The sequence below is a fragment of the Dokdonella koreensis DS-123 genome (assembly GCF_001632775.1).
Lineage (GTDB): Bacteria > Pseudomonadota > Gammaproteobacteria > Xanthomonadales > Rhodanobacteraceae > Dokdonella > Dokdonella koreensis.
The window spans coordinates 129859-144087 of the sequence record NZ_CP015249.1; the positions used below are offsets into that span (position 1 = coordinate 129859).

General features: G+C 71.1%; 15 protein-coding genes. 10 read left to right on the forward strand and 5 right to left on the reverse strand.

Features of this window, described 5'->3' with window-relative positions:
- Window positions 1-95 precede the first annotated feature (95 nt).
- The 3 genes from I596_RS00490 (at window position 96) to I596_RS00500 (ending at window position 3142) form a co-directional block, all read left to right on the forward strand.
- The gene (locus tag I596_RS00490; RefSeq protein ID WP_067642635.1) at window positions 96-1658 is read left to right on the forward strand and encodes an MFS transporter; all 1563 of its coding nucleotides are present in this window, start codon (window positions 96-98) and stop codon (window positions 1656-1658) included.
- Window positions 1659-1719: 61 nt separating this feature from the next.
- On the forward strand, window positions 1720-2448 hold the full coding sequence (locus tag I596_RS00495; protein WP_067642638.1) for an SDR family oxidoreductase: 729 nt from the start codon (window positions 1720-1722) through the stop codon (window positions 2446-2448).
- Window positions 2449-2485: 37 nt separating this feature from the next.
- Complete coding sequence (locus I596_RS00500) at window positions 2486-3142, forward strand: DUF4124 domain-containing protein (RefSeq protein WP_067642641.1); 657 nt, start codon at window positions 2486-2488, stop codon at window positions 3140-3142.
- Between the two features lie 15 nt (window positions 3143-3157).
- On the opposite strand, the gene I596_RS00505 is transcribed toward I596_RS00500, so the two are convergent.
- Window positions 3158-3712 carry a methylated-DNA--[protein]-cysteine S-methyltransferase gene (locus I596_RS00505; protein WP_223303885.1) on the reverse strand — a complete coding sequence of 185 codons (555 nt, stop codon included), beginning with the start codon at window positions 3710-3712 and terminating at the stop codon, window positions 3158-3160.
- Window positions 3713-3757: 45 nt separating this feature from the next.
- On the opposite strand from I596_RS00505, the gene I596_RS18320 reads away from it, so the two are divergent.
- Entirely contained in the window at window positions 3758-4090 is a 333-nt protein-coding gene (locus tag I596_RS18320) for a hypothetical protein (protein ID WP_150131937.1), read from the forward strand.
- Here I596_RS18320 and I596_RS00510 read toward each other — a convergent pair.
- The 3 genes from I596_RS00510 to I596_RS00520 are packed head-to-tail and all read right to left on the reverse strand — an operon-like array spanning window position 4065 to window position 7321.
- On the reverse strand, window positions 4065-5528 hold the full coding sequence (locus I596_RS00510) for a DNA-3-methyladenine glycosylase 2 (RefSeq protein ID WP_067642648.1): 1464 nt from the start codon (window positions 5526-5528) through the stop codon (window positions 4065-4067). The two genes, I596_RS18320 and I596_RS00510, sit on opposite strands and share 26 nt — an antisense overlap.
- 9 nt (window positions 5529-5537) lie before the next feature.
- Window positions 5538-6983, reverse strand: a complete 1446-nt coding sequence (locus I596_RS00515; RefSeq protein ID WP_067642651.1) for a DUF2867 domain-containing protein — start codon at window positions 6981-6983, stop codon at window positions 5538-5540.
- Between the two features lie 20 nt (window positions 6984-7003).
- On the reverse strand, window positions 7004-7321 hold the full coding sequence (locus I596_RS00520; RefSeq protein WP_067642654.1) for a metalloregulator ArsR/SmtB family transcription factor: 318 nt from the start codon (window positions 7319-7321) through the stop codon (window positions 7004-7006).
- A gap of 123 nt (window positions 7322-7444) precedes the next feature.
- Between I596_RS00520 and I596_RS00525 the strand changes: the two genes are divergently transcribed.
- Together I596_RS00525 and I596_RS00530 are read left to right on the forward strand one after the other, a co-directional pair.
- A complete protein-coding gene (locus tag I596_RS00525) occupies window positions 7445-7912 on the forward strand; it encodes a MarR family winged helix-turn-helix transcriptional regulator (protein ID WP_067642657.1) in 468 nt (155 codons plus the stop codon).
- Entirely contained in the window at window positions 7906-8442 is a 537-nt protein-coding gene (locus tag I596_RS00530) for an SRPBCC family protein (protein WP_067642660.1), read from the forward strand. The genes I596_RS00525 and I596_RS00530 overlap by 7 nt, the downstream gene beginning before the upstream one ends.
- A gap of 24 nt (window positions 8443-8466) precedes the next feature.
- On the opposite strand, the gene I596_RS00535 is transcribed toward I596_RS00530, so the two are convergent.
- Window positions 8467-9243, reverse strand: a complete 777-nt coding sequence (locus I596_RS00535; protein ID WP_067642663.1) for an SDR family oxidoreductase — start codon at window positions 9241-9243, stop codon at window positions 8467-8469.
- A gap of 75 nt (window positions 9244-9318) precedes the next feature.
- Between I596_RS00535 and I596_RS00540 the strand changes: the two genes are divergently transcribed.
- From I596_RS00540 to I596_RS00555, 4 genes are all read left to right on the forward strand, one after another.
- The gene (locus I596_RS00540) at window positions 9319-9531 is read left to right on the forward strand and encodes a hypothetical protein (RefSeq protein ID WP_067642666.1); all 213 of its coding nucleotides are present in this window, start codon (window positions 9319-9321) and stop codon (window positions 9529-9531) included.
- Between the two features lie 217 nt (window positions 9532-9748).
- On the forward strand, window positions 9749-11203 hold the full coding sequence (locus I596_RS00545) for a choice-of-anchor J domain-containing protein (RefSeq protein ID WP_067642669.1): 1455 nt from the start codon (window positions 9749-9751) through the stop codon (window positions 11201-11203).
- A gap of 233 nt (window positions 11204-11436) precedes the next feature.
- Window positions 11437-12006 (forward strand): ECF-type sigma factor, encoded by a 570-nt coding sequence (locus I596_RS00550; RefSeq protein WP_067651210.1) that lies wholly within the window; start codon window positions 11437-11439, stop codon window positions 12004-12006.
- A complete protein-coding gene (locus tag I596_RS00555) occupies window positions 12003-14225 on the forward strand; it encodes a serine/threonine-protein kinase (RefSeq protein WP_067642672.1) in 2223 nt (740 codons plus the stop codon). The genes I596_RS00550 and I596_RS00555 overlap by 4 nt, the downstream gene beginning before the upstream one ends.
- Window positions 14226-14229: the final 4 nt, after the last annotated feature.

The window sequence follows — 14229 nt, forward strand, 5'->3', positions numbered from 1 at the left end:
TACTGACGGCTTCCGCGGGTTGACGGCCGAAAACGGCCAGCCGGCACGCGCCGCTTCGGACAGCATGGCGCTCGACACCCCTGAAGGATTCACCGATGGCTTCGACGACGACTCCCTCCGACGCCCGCCGCAACTCGATCGCGCTGGTCGCGGTCTGTCTCGCCTCGCTGATGTTCGGCCTGGAGATCTCCAGCGTGCCGGTGATCCTGCCGGCGCTGGAGAAGATCCTGCGCGCCGACTTCAAGGACCTGCAGTGGATCATGAACGCCTACACGATCGCCTGCACCACCGTGCTGATGGCGACCGGTACGCTGGCCGACCGCTTCGGTCGCAGGCGCGTGTTCCTGCTCTGCATCGCCGCATTTGGCGCCACCTCGCTGCTGTGTGGCGTGGCCACGGACGTGACCGTGCTGATCGCCGGCCGTTTCCTGCAGGGCATGGCCGGCGGCGCGATGCTGATCTGCACGGTGGCCGTGCTGTCGCACCAGTTCCGTGAAGGCGCCGAGCGCAGCCGCGCCTTCGTCGCCTGGGGCGTGATCAGCGGCATCGGCCTCGGCTTCGGCCCGCTGGTCGGCGGCCTGATCGTCGCCGTGTCGAGCTGGCAATGGGTGTTCCTGATCCAGGTCCCGCTCGCCGCCGTGGCGTTCCTGCTGGCCTGGGCGTACGTGCGCGAATCGCGCGATCCGCATGCCGAGCGCCTCGACCTCGCCGGCATCGTCACGCTGTCCGTGGCGGTGTTCGCGCTGACCTATGCCATCACGCAGGGACCGGATCTCGGCTTCGCCAGCCCCGCCGCGCTGGCGATCTTCGCCGTCAGCCTCGTCGCGTTCGCCGCCTTCGTCGTCGTCGAGCAGCGGCATGCGCATCCGATGTTCGACTTCTCGGTGTTCCGGATCCGCCGCTTCGCCGGCGCGATCGTCGGCTGCGTCGGCATGAACTTCAGCTACTGGCCGCTGATGATCTACCTGCCGATCTATTTCCAGGGCGCGCTCGGCTACGACAGCACGACCGTCGGCCTGTTCCTGCTCGTCTATACGCTGCCGTTCCTGGTCATGACACCCCTGGCCGAACACCTGCTGCAGCGCTACGGTGCACGCGTCGCCGTACCGCTCGGCCTCGCCACGATCGGCACCGGCTTCCTGCTGATGTTTCTCGGCAGCACGGCCGACCAGGCCAGCGGCTGGACCCTCCTGCCCGGCATCCTGCTCGCCGGCGTGGGCATCGGCCTGACCAACAGCCCGGTCACCAACACGACCACCGCCTCGGTGTCGGGCGATCGCGCCGGCATGGCGTCGGGCATCGACATCAGCGCACGCCTGATCGCACTGGCGATCAACATCGCCGTGATGGGTCTGCTGCTGCAGGAAGGGGTGCGCGCGCGCCTCGCGGCGGCCGGTCCCGGCACCGATCCGGCGCAGCTGCGGGCGGCAGCCGAGCGCGTCGCGGCCGGCCATCTCGAAGCGTCCGACCTGCTCGCCCGTGCGGCGCTGGCGCAGGGCTTCGGCTGGGCGCTGCTGTACGGCGGTCTCGGCGTGCTCGCCCTGGCTGCCCTGAGCGTCGTCGTATTCGGCGTCCCGCACCGTCGCGCCGCAGCCTCGGCGAAGCCGCCGGTCGCGGACGGCACCGCCCGCCCGAACGCGGCATCCTGTACCCCGTGATCCCACGTTCCTGGATTCGTCCACCGCGCGGGACACCCGCGCCACCATCGGAGATTTCGACATGACCCAGAAGATCGCCCTCGTCACCGGTGCCACCCGCGGCATCGGCCTGGAAACCGTACGCCAGCTCGCGCAGCACGGCGTGCACGTCCTGCTCGCCGGCCGCGACCCGGCCAAGGCCGCCGAAGCCGCGGCGAAGCTGCAGCAGGAGAACCTGCCGGTCGAAGCCATCGCGCTCGACGTGAACGACGCGGGCAGCATCGCCGCCGCCGTCGCGGAGGTCGAGCGCACGCAGGGTCGCCTCGACATCCTCGTCAACAATGCCGGCATCCTCGTCGACGATCTCGCCAAGGCGCCTTCCGCACAGTCGCTCGATGCCTGGCGCAAGACCTTCGAGACGAACCTGTTCGCCGTCGTCGCCGTGACGCAGGCCTTCCTGCCGCTGCTGAAGAAGGCCGAGGCGGCGCGCATCGTCAACGTGTCGAGCATCCTCGGCTCGCTGACCCTGCACAGCGATCCGACCTCGGGTATCTACGGCTTCAAGGTGCCGGCCTACAACGCCTCCAAGTCGGCGCTCAACGCCTGGACCGTGCACCTGGCCTACGAGCTGCGCGACACGCCGATCAAGGTCAACGCGATCCACCCCGGCTACGTGAAGACCGACATGAACGGCGGCGAAGGCGAACTCGACATCGCCGACGGTGCCAAGTCGAGCGTGGAGCTCGCCCTGGTCGATGCCGGCGGCCCCACCGGCAGCTTCACCCACCTCGGCCAGACCTTGCCCTGGTGATTCCCGGGTGACGGAATCGGCGGCGTACACTCGGCCGATGCGCCGCCATCCGTCCCTGATCCTGGCCTTGCTGGCCGGGGTGCCGTTCGCCGCTTCTGCCGCCGAAGCGTTCAAGTGCACCGCGGCGGACGGCGCGGTCAGCTTCCAGGATCGTCCCTGTGGAGGCGGCGCGCGCCAGCAGCGCCTGCAGTTGCCGGAGTACACGCCGCCGCCGCCGCGTACCGCCGAAGCTATCGGCGGCGAGGCACCGGCGCCGTCGGTGGAGACCACATCGCCGCCGCCCGCGCCGCCGGTCCCACGCGAACCACCGCCGAGCTTCTTCCTGTGTACGCGCTACGACGGCAGCCGCTATCTCAGCGACAGCGGCGTCGGCGATCGCTACGCGGTTCCGTACGGCCTGCTCGGCGGCTCGGGCCGCGGTCTCGCGCAGAGCTACGGCGGTCGCAACGGTATCGGCGTGTCGGCGCCCGGTCTGCGCGCGATTCCGACCCTGCCGGCCACCGAGGCGCCGCTCGCCGCAGCCTATGTCGAGGTCCAGGACGCATGTCATCGCGCCGCGCCGCAGGAGGCCTGTGCCTATCTGCGGGAGGAACTGGACGGCGTGCGCGACGCGCTCACGCGCGCGTTCAGCGACACCCAGCCGACGCTTGAGCGGCAGGAGCGCCAGTTGCGCGAACGTCTGCGCGGCTGCTGAGCCGCACCGCTGCGGTCATTGCAGAATGAATGCCGTGGGCGGCGCATGCCGCCGCTCGTGCTCGAGCAGCCATTGCTTGGTCGGCAGGCCGCCGCCGAACCCGGTCAGCTTGCCGCTGCTGCCGATGACGCGATGGCAGGGCACGATGATCGGCAGCGGGTTGGCGCCGTTCGCGGCGCCGACCGCCCGGCTGGCATTCGGCTGGCGAATCCGCCGGGCGAGTTCCCCGTAGCTGATCGTCTGGCCGTACGGAATCCGCACGAGTTCATCCCAGACCGTCTTGCGGAACGCGGTGCCACGCGCGGCGAGCGCGACATCGAACGCCGTGAGATCGCCGGCGAAGTAGGCCTGGAGCTGTTCGATCGTGGCGCCGAGGAAGCGGCGGCCGCGGTTCCAGCTCGCGTCGATGCGTGCATCCTGGTCCGCGTTCGGGAAGTCGATGTGCCGCAACCCGGCTTCGTCGGCGACCAGCAGCAGCCGCCCGATCGGTGTCTGGAGGTAGTCGAACTCCATCGTCAGGGTCCTTTGTTTGTGCGATCGTCCTTGATCGCTGCTTCGGTCGAGTTGCATCAGCGTGGCGTGTGGTGCCGGCGGCAGGTCCAGAAGCGGCCATCCATGGCCGCACGTTTGGAAAAGGCTTTGCGATCGATCCTTGATCGCTGGTTCGGTCGAGTTGCGTCAGTGTGGCGTGCGGTGCTGGCGGCAGGTCCAGAAGCGGCCATCCATGGCCGCATGTTTGGGAAGCGCTTTGCGATTGTCCTTGATCGCTGGTTTGGTCGAGTTGCATCAGCGTGGCGTTCGATGCTGGCGGTACGTCTAGAAGCGGCCGTCCATGACTGCACGCTTGGGAAGCGCTTTTCGATCGTGCTTGATCGCTGCTTCGGTCGAGCTGCAACAGGCTGTGCACCGCTTGACGCACCGTTCAACTCGCGCGCCACAGCAGCATGACCGCATAGGCGCGCCACGGCCGCCAGGCCTCGCTCGCCTGTTCCAGTTCGCGCGTCGACAGCGGCCGGTCGCCGCCGGCGGCGCGCCGCAGGATCAGGTCCGCTGCCGGGAACGCGTCGGGCTGCGCGAGGGCGCGCATCGCGATGTAGTGGGCGGTCCATGCGCCGATGCCCGGCAGGGCCACCAGGTCGCGCTCGAATGCGGCCAGTGGTTGCTCGGCGCGGAACTGCACGCGGCCGTCGAGCAGTGCGCGCGCGAGGCCGCGGATCGTGGCGGCGCGTGCGCGGGTGATCCCCAGTTGTTCGAGGTCGGCCTCGACGAGGTGCTGCGGCGTGGGAAACAGCCGGCCGAGGCCGACGGCTTCGCCGGCCGGATAGACGGCGCCATGGGTGGCGGCGACGCGGGCTGCCAGCGTGCGGGCCGCGGCGACGCTGACCTGCTGGCCGAGCACGGCGCGCACGGCCAGCTCGAACCCGTCCCAGGCGCCCGGCAGGCGCTGGCCGGGCCAGCGCCGGATCAGCGGTGCCAGCAGGGCGCTGCGCCGGAACACGGCGGCCAGCGCATGCGGGTCGGCGTCGACGTCGAACATGCGCCTGACGCGGGCGGCGAGGGTCCCGAGCGTGCTGCTGCGAGGGTGGTGCACGCGCAGGCCCAGGGCTTCGTCGCCGGCGATCGGAGCGACCTCGAACCAGCCGGGGACGCCGTCGAGAATGAAGCTGCGCCGGTACGCCAGCGCCTCGGCGACCTCCACCCCGGGAATCGCGCGCCGCGCGTAGAACGCCGCCAGGTGCGCGAAATCATACGGCGCGCGAAACGGCAGGCGCAGCACGAGATCGTCCGCGGCGCCGTTGGCGAGCGCCGCGCGCGTGCGGCGGATCTCGCGAGGCGGCTTCCCGTAGGCGGCGCTGAACGCGGCATTGAAACGACGCACGCTGGCATAGCCGGCGGCCTGCGCGATCTCGGTGATCGGCAGGCCGGTTTCGCCGACCAGCTGCTTGGCGAACAGCAGCCGCCGCGTCGCCGCCACATCCAGCGGACTGGCGCCCAGCTCGTCCATGAACAGGCGGCGCAGATGGCGTTCTCCGACGCCGATGCGCCGGGCCAGCGCCGGCAGCGAACCGTCGTCCAGCGCACCTTGCTCGATCAGGCGCAGGGCGCCGGCCACCAGCTCGCTGCGGGCACGATGCAGCGGGGAGCCCGGGGCCGCTTCCGGCCGGCACCGCAGGCACGGCCGGAAGCCGGCGGCTGCGGCCGCTGCGGCACTGGGGTAGTAGACGATGTTGCGCGGCTTCGGCGCCGGGGCCGGGCATACCGGCCGGCAGTAGATGCCGGTCGATTTCACTGCGGTGAAGAACAACCCGTCGAAGCGGCGGTCGCGGGTCAGCCGTGCCCGTTCGCAGGCAGCGGGGCTGGGCATCGTCGGAAGGTCCAGGGCCATGCGGCAAACCTAGCAGTCCCGCCCGCTTCGAACTGGCCGTTTTCGGCTGTCAATGGCCTCGCCCGGCTGCCGCTGCGGCTTCGTCGCGTGATCGACCGCCTGCCGAAGCAGGGTGGGCGCGATGTAGTGGCGATGCACCGGGCCGATCATCGCCATGTAGAAACGGCCGAACCGGTTGAGCGTATGCACGCGCGTACCGAGCGTGCAGCGCATCCGGCCGTCGGGCAGCCGTTCCACGCCGACGCAGGACCGGAACACCAGATGCGCGTCGTCGGCGCCGAGGATCACCTCGGCGGATGCGTCCGCGGCATCGATCCGTTGTGCGAGCACCGGGAAGCGCCCCTCGAACAGGGGCGCGGACGGTTCCGACGACAACAGCGAAGACACCGGGCAACCGAGCGGCGAGGTGCGCAGCCCGAGCGGACGGACGAGGCGGTTGCGCAGGCGCATCAGCCGCGACACGCCGAGCGGGCGGTTCTCGAGGAAGCCGGCCAGGATCGCGGCCAGGGCCGCCGTCGCCGACGGGCTCGCGAACGCGGTGGCGCCCGTCACCCACTCGACCGCGTCTTCGTGGACCGGCAGCCGTGCAAGCTGGTCGCGCAGCAGCGAGTCGTCCGCGACGGCGGCGGGCGCCGTCCTGCGGCTGCCTGCGCCGTTGTCGGCAAGGAAACCGACCGGGCGGCGCAAGCGCGCGATCCTTGCGCGTATCCGGCCCAGCACGCGCCGCAGCGCGCCCGATGCCCGGCCGAGCCGGGACATGGGCGGGGCCTCCAGTGAAAGCGCCGTCGTCGCCACGCGTGTCGCGTCGAAGGCGGCGCTTTCGAGCAGGGCGCGCACCGGGGCCGGCAGTACTTCGGTCAGCGCGGGAATGCTGGCGTCGTTGGCGAGCACGCGCCGGCGCAGTTCCGGCGCCAGGTCGCCGCCGAGTTCGTTCGTATGGCACGACAGCGCAAACAAGGCCGGATGTGCGGATCGCGGTCGCAACGGCACGAACTGGTGCCAGGTTCCCCCGCCGAACCGAACGGTGAAAAGGCAGTCGGCCGGAATGTCGACGTGGTGCAGGGCCGCGACGAACGCGTGCGGATCGTCGGCGACCTGCGCGTCGGGTGCGGTGGAGAAGCGCAACTGCGCGCCGGCACTGCCGGAGATCGCGGTGAACACGCGGTGGCCGGCATGGCGGTGGAACGGGTGGCCGCCCGCGCCGACGACGAAGCTGTACAGCGAGGTGGCGTCGCCGTTGCCGAGGTCCATGGCGCCGAGACGGGCGGAGGGCTCGTCCAGTGCATCGACGAAGGTCTCGTGGCCGCGCTGCCGGGCCGCCGCGTGCTCGATCAGGTGGTCGCCGCCGCCGGGTCCGAGCTGCGCCACCAGCACGACCTCGACGGGAAGCCCGCCGCTGCGCGACGGAATGCGCGTGCTCGGAAACGTGCGCACGGCCCTGACGGTGCTCGACATGGAATCGGGTTCCGCCCGGGTTAGCGCGGCTGGGGCCGGGACTTCGCCCGCGCGCGGCTTTCGCGCTTGAGCGGCCGGGCAACCGGGCATACCTCGGCGGCCCAGGCGAACACGGTGTTCGCGAGGCGGTCCGGCACCAGTCGGAAATAGACGTACTGCCCGCGCTTCTCGCGCTCGATCAGGCCGGCGTCCTCGAGGACGCGCAGGTGGCCGGACAGCGCCGGCTTGCTGAACGCGAACCGCGCGCCGATCTCGCCGGCGGTCAGTTCGCCCTGGTTGAGGTAGGCAAGGATCTTGCGCCGCGCGGTCGACGCCAGCGCTTCGAAGACACGTTCCATGGCCGTTCGATAGTTAGGTAGTTACTTAATTAATTACCTGGTGCCCCTCGTCTGTCAAGCGGCGGGCCGGACCGCCGATCGTTCGTTTTGACGAACGATCGGCCCTGCCTAGAATCCGAGGCCATGAACGCCGAAATCCTGGCCGTCCTGCGCGGCTATCCGCAGATCTACTTCGCCTGCCACAGCGAGCACCGGCGCGCGCGCAGCAACGCCCAGGCGCTCAGTGCGCGGGATGCTTCCGTCCTCGCCCACCTGTCGGTCGACGCGCCGCTGCGCGCTGCGGCGCTGGCACGGCACCTGGGCATCCGCCCCTCCACCCTGTCCGCCGCGCTGGCCGAACTGCAGGCCCTGGGCTACATCGCGCGCGATCCGGAACCGGCCGACCGGCGCGTCCAGCGGATCCGGCTGACCGCACGCGGCGAGCAGGCGATGGCGGCGGCGTCCGTACTCGATGCCGACCGCGTCGCGCTGCTGCTGGCGCGCCTGTCACCCGCGGAGCGCCGCCGTGCCGTCGAGGGCCTGGACCTGCTGGCCGGCGCCGCACGCGCGCTCGGCGGCGTGACGACCACGGAGGAGAAGCCGGCATGTTGAAGATCGTTCTCTCGACCATCGGCCTGCTCGCCGCCGCGGCCGTGGCGGTCGTCTGGCTTGGCAGCCGCCTGCCGAGCGCGCATCGCGCGCGGACGGCGCTGCGGCTCGCCGCGGCACCGGAGGCCGTCTATGCGCGTATCAGCGACGTCGCCCAGGCCGGCACCTGGCGCAAGGACGTCAAGGCGGTCGAGCTGCTGCCGGTGGCGGACGGCGAAGCCGGTTTCCGGCTGACGGACGGCAACGGCACGATCACCTACCGCATCGAGCGGGCCGAGCCGCCGCATCGTTTCGTCACCCGCATCGCCGACACCGATCTCGGCTTCGGCGGACGCTGGACGATCGAGGTATTGCCCGACGGCAGCGGCAGCCGCGTGGCGATCACCGAGGACGGCGAGGTTTCCTCACCGGTCTTCCGGTTCTTCTCGCGCCACGTGTTCGGCCACTACCGTACCCAGGAAGCCTATCTCGCCGCGCTGGCGGCGTCCTTCGGCGAGACGGCCCGCAGCGAACGGCTGCCCGAGCCGACCTAGGCCGGTCTGCCCCCTGGCGGCCGACTAGAAGCCGTAGCGCAGGAAGCCGCCGTCGACCGCGATGCACTCGCCGGTGACGTAGCTGGCCGCCGGCAGGCACAGGAAGGCGACCGCGGCGGCGACTTCCTCCACCTCGCCGATGCGATGCATCGGCGTGCGCTCGAGCACCTCGTCCAGGTAGTCCGGGTCCGAGAGCGGGCCTTCGGTGCGCTGGGTGCGGATGTACCAGGGCGCGACCGCGTTGACGCGGATGCCGTCCTCGGCCCATTCGCAGGCCAGGTTCCGGGTCAGCTGGTGCAGGGCGGCCTTGGTCATGCCGTACGGCGCCCCGGTACGGACCGCGGTCAGTCCGGACACCGACCCGACGTTGACGATCGCCGCGCCGCCGTGTTCGGCCAGGTGCGGATGGGCCAGCCGGCACATCTCGAACGCGCCCAGCAGGTTGGTGTCGAGCAGGGCACGGACCTCGTCCAGGCTGTAGTCGAGCACCGGCCGGCTGGTGTTGCCGCCGGCGTTGTTGACCAGCAGCGACAGCGGCAGGTCGAGGTCGGCGATCCAGTCGAACACTTCCAGGCGCTGTTCGGCATCGGTGACGTCGGCGGCAAAGGCCAGCATGCGCCGCGCCGGGAACTCGTCCGCCAGCTCGCCGGCGATCGCCTCCAGATACGGCTCGTCGCGCGCGACCAGCAGCACGTCGGCGCCCAGCAGGGCCAGCTCGCGTACACAGGCCAGCCCGATGCCCTTGCTGGCACCGGTCACCAGCGCGACCTGCCCATCCAGTCGCCAGCGTGCCGGATTCATCACCGTCCTCCCGCCGCTTGTCCACGGCCTTGCCCACGCGCAGACTGTAGCGGATCCCGTCGCCGCGGAGCACCGATGAACCCGTCGCGCGTTCCCCTGCTCGTCACGCTGCTCGCGCTGGCGGCCTGCTCGCCGCCGCCGCCACCGGCCGTGGAGATTCCGCCGAAGACCCTGGTCGACGGCCAGCGCGAAGCGCTCGAACGAGCCAAGGCCCTGCAAGGTGCCGCCGACCGCCACGCGGCCGATCTCGAACGCGCCGCCGCCAGCGGCGATCCTCCGGCACGCTGAGGCGGCCGAGGCCGGACTTCCACCGCGCCGGCCGGCACGCGCACCACCAGCACGGCCCGGAGAGGCGCAATCGCCGCAGGCCTGGGGGACTGTCTCGCCCTCGCGCCACCGGTTGGCCGGGTTTTTCGTCGGATCGCCTATTGATGAGACGGGAAGGCGGCGCTGCTGGCCGGCCGCCCCACGATCCCGACCACAACCCTCTGCCGGAGTGCCTTCCATGCCCGCCAACCGATTGACCGCTCGCGTCGCCGCCCTGCTGGGCGGGTGTTGTCTGCTTTCCTCTGCATTCGTCCATGCCCAGGCGCTTCCGGAAGGGCCGGCCGGCACGCGCGTCCATCACGACGGTGATCTGGCCATCGTCCTCGACGGCGGCGCTTCGGGCGACCTGTGCCGGGAGGACTTCGACCGCATCGACACGCTCTACGCCGAGGACGGCTGGCTGCGCTACAACCGCAGCGCAGGCACCGGTGACGCGGCGCCGGTGCTGTGGGACTACGGCAATCAACCGACCAACCGGCTGCTCAACTTCGGCGGCCACAGCGGACAGCCGCACACGCGCGTGCTCTCGGCCGGCTGGACGCTGTCCGGTTCGTTCATGACCAACAGCAGCTGGCTGCTGACGCCGGAGATCGATTTCGCGCCGGGCATGCGCCTGAGTTTCTGGACGCGCGCCGCGATCGACGACCTGTTCCAGTTGCCCGAGCGTCTCTACGTGCGCGCCTGCTCGAGCGGCGACTGCAGCGACGTCGGCGCGGGCCCGGACGACGTCGGTGCGTTCACGCAGCAGCTGGCGGTCGTCAACGAGGCGCTGGTCACGAACGAATTCTGCTATGAGTCCGATGCCACCGCCTGCAACGGCTTCCCGCTCAACTGGACCCGGGTCAGCGTCGCGCTGCCCGAATCCGGGCGCGGCCGGGTCGCGATCCAGAACCACTATCCGCTGCGCTGGGGCGGCGGCTGGGAGCCGAACGGCAACGGCGTCGTCGCCGCCGTGGACACCGTGCAGATCGACGGCGCGGCCACCTGCCCGCTGCGCCACAACCGGCTGTTCGCGCACGACTTCGAAGCGCCGGCCAACCGGCTGATCCAGAATCACGATCCGGCGAACGTCACACTCAGCGGCGCGGTCTGCTGGCAGTGGGGCAGCAGCACCAGCGTTCGTCGCAACGCCTGGTTCCGTCGCTTCCGGCTGGCCGAGGATCACGATCTGTCCGGGCGCGTCGCCGTCACCGGCATCGACTTCGGTGTCGGCGATTCGATCGCCACGCAGTATCTTCCGATCCGCCTGTACACGATTCCGCGCGATGCCGAGCTGGCGGTCGAGAACCTCACGGTGATCGGCATCGAGAATGCGCTCGTCTACGCCGGCGACTCCTTGGTCACGCGTCATGTGCCGGCGCAGGCCTTCGTACCGAACGCACAGACCCAGGATCTGGTCGTGGAAGTGAGTTCCGAGTACGGTCCGGCCGGCACCGAATTCTTGATCGGCATCAACCAGGCCGGGAACACGCGCGGCGCCTATTACTCGGGTGCGTGCCGCTACGGTGACGGCAGCAGCATCGCCGGCGACAACATCGTGCCGCTCGACAGCGTGGTGTACTCGCAGGGACCACTCTACCTCCCCAATGACGCGCCGCTGATCATCGCGCACTTCGAGGAGCTGCCGTTCTGACCGGATGCCGCGTCCGCTCCGGCATCGTGCCGGGGCCGGCGCGGCACTTCGGCATCGGGATGTCGTCCCTGCTCGCCGAATGGCCGGCCCGTGCGCCGGCCACGGCCGATCCGGCGCCGTGCCGCGCACAGCGGGCGGTGCCTTGCGCGCCTGCGCCGGTGACCGTGGTCACTGGACCGGCGGCATCGGGCAAGGTCCAATGGCCGCCGCCTTCTGGTGCGGCCGTGTCCCCGGTGTCCGATCAAGACGAGATAACCCGCCTGCTCGGCCAGGCCCGCGCCGGCGAGCGCGCGGCCTGGGAAGCACTGCTGCGCGGTACCTTCGGTGACCTGAAGCGCATGGCACGCCAGCTGCTGCTGCGCGGCTCGACGCTGCCGACGCTCAACGCGACCAGCCTGATCAACGAGTGGTACCTGCGCCTGGCCGAATCCGGCAGCCAGGTGCCGGCCACGCGCCAGCACTTCTTCGCGCTGTCCGCCAAGGTCATGCGCCAGGTGATCTGTGCCTATGCGCGCACGCGGCTCACGCTCAAGCGGGGTGGCGAGCAGCATCGCGTCGAGCTCGACGAGGGCACGGCCGTGCTCGACGCCGAGAGCGCGGACTTCATCGCCGTGGACGCGGCCCTGCTGCGACTGGGACGCGAGGACGAGGATCTCGTGCGCGTCGTCGAGTGCCGCTTCTTCGCCGGCATGAGCGAGCCGGAGACCGCGCAGGCCATGGGCATTTCCGAACGCACCGTGCGGCGGCTGTGGACGCGGGCGCGCGAGCGTCTGCTGGTCCTGCTCGGCGAGACGGCACCATGACGCCTACCGGCCTCAAGCGCCTGCGGCTGGAGCCCGGCGAAGCGCTGCGCAGCCAGCTGGCGCAGCAATTGTTCGACAACGACGAGGACGTGCTGCAGGCCGGCGAGCGGGTCGGTGCGTTCCGGATCGTCGGCGAGATCGGCCGCGGCGGCCTGGGCATCGTCTACCGTGCCGAACGCGACGACGGCAGCTACAGCCAGCAGGTCGCGCTCAAGGTCATGGCCGGTGACGCCGATCCGGCGCTCGCCGAGCGTCTGCTCGATCGCGAGCGGCGCCTGCTGGCCCGGCTGCAGCACCCGGGCATCGCACGCCTGATCGACGGTGGCCGCACCGACGGCGGCCGGCTCTGGTTCGCGATGGAGGTCGTCGAGGGCGAGCGACTGGATCACTATTGCGAGCGTCGCGGGCTGCCGGGCCTGGAGCGGCTGCGGTTGTTCCTGCAGGTCTGCGACGCGGTGGACTACGCACATGCACAGCTGGTCGTGCATCGCGATCTCAAGCCCGCCAACATCCTGGTCGATGCGCGCGGTCAGGTCCGCCTGCTCGACTTCGGCATCGCCGCGGCGCTCGACGACGTCGCCGGTCAGGCGCCGCAGGCCGGTACGCCGGGCTTCGCGAGTCCGGAGCAGAACCGCGGCGATGCGGCCGGCGTCGGCGACGACATCTTCCAGCTCGGTCGCCTGCTCGACCTGCTGACGGCGGCCGCGGCGCCGCCACGCAACCGGCACCGCGATCTCGCGGCGATCCTGCGCCGCGCCCTCGACGCGACGCCGGCGTCGCGCTACCGCACGGCCGGCGCACTCGCGGCCGACGTACAGGCGCTGCTGGAACTGCGCCCGGTCGCGGCGACCGGTGGCGCGCGGCGCTATCGCGCCGGCCGCTTCCTGCATCGGCATCGGCTGGCGCTGATGGGCGCACTCGCGGTCGCCGCCGCGTTGGCCGCGCTGACCGGCACCTACGTGCGGCAGGTTGGCCTGGCCAACGCCGAGGCCGAGGCGGCGCGCCGGCGTGCCGAGGACGATGCCGCGGCGGCGCGGGCGGTCACCGAGTTCATGGTGTCGGTGTTCGCGCAGGCCGACCCGGCCCTGCACAAGGGCGAGAAGCCCAGCATCGACACGGTGCTCGAGGCGGGCACCGCGCGCATCGAGAACGAACTGCACGACAAGCCGCGCATCCGTGCGGCGATCCTGTTCGCGCTGAGCGGCATCCATCTGCGCCTGCGCCACGATCAGCAGGGCTACCGGCTCGCCGAGGCGGCCCGGGCGCTGATCGGCCATGGCGCCGAGTTCACGCGGGCGGAGCTGGCCGAACTGCTGCTGAGGCAGCCGATGCCCGACGACCTCGCGCAGGCGGCCATCGCGCGCTACCAGTCGGTCATCGACCTGCTCGATCCGGACGATCCGAAGACGATCCGCACCTTGCTCTACGTCAAGCTGCGCATGGCGAGCACCTATCCATTCATGGGCGACTACCCGCGCGCGCTGGCCCTGCTCGACGAGCATCGGTACCTGAACCGCACGCACGGCCTGCCGGAGGAGGCCTCGGTCCTGCAACTGCAGTCCCTGCTGCTCGGGCAGCTGGAACGGTACGACGAGGCGCTGGCGATGGCCGAGCAGGCCTGGACGGCGACCGTCGAGCAGCGCGGCGCGCTCCACCCGTACACGGTGCTCGGCAGCGGCGACCTGGCGATGGCGCGGGCCGACGCCGGCCGCTTCGCACAGGCGCACGCGGCGGCCGATCATGCGATCGACTTGGCGGTGCGGTTGTACGGCAAGGACGACGGTTCGCACCTGCTGTGGTCGCGCATGCGCAAGGCCTACGTCTGGCTGCGCGAGGGTCGGTCCGAGCACGCCGCGTCGCTGCTGCGCGAGGTGCTGGCGGCCAGCGACCGGTACGCGCCCGGCGACGACGCGAGCAGCGTCACCGCCGCCGACTGGCTGGGCGAGGCCCTGTTCGCCCAGGGCGACCTCGCCGGCGCCGAGGCGGCCTGGCGGGACGCCGAGGCACGTGCGGTGGCGGGACGTTCGGCACAGCGCCCGGACCTGGGGCAGCGCGCACTGTGGCTCGCGCAGGCCTCCGCCGGACAGGGCCGCTGTGCCGAGGCGCTGGACCGGCTGCGCGCGGCCCGCGAGCACGCCGCGGCGGCGTTCGACGGCCACCCGATCCACGCTCGGCTGCGCGGGCTGCCCGGCTGTCGCGAACGCGCGGCCGGCGATTGAGCGC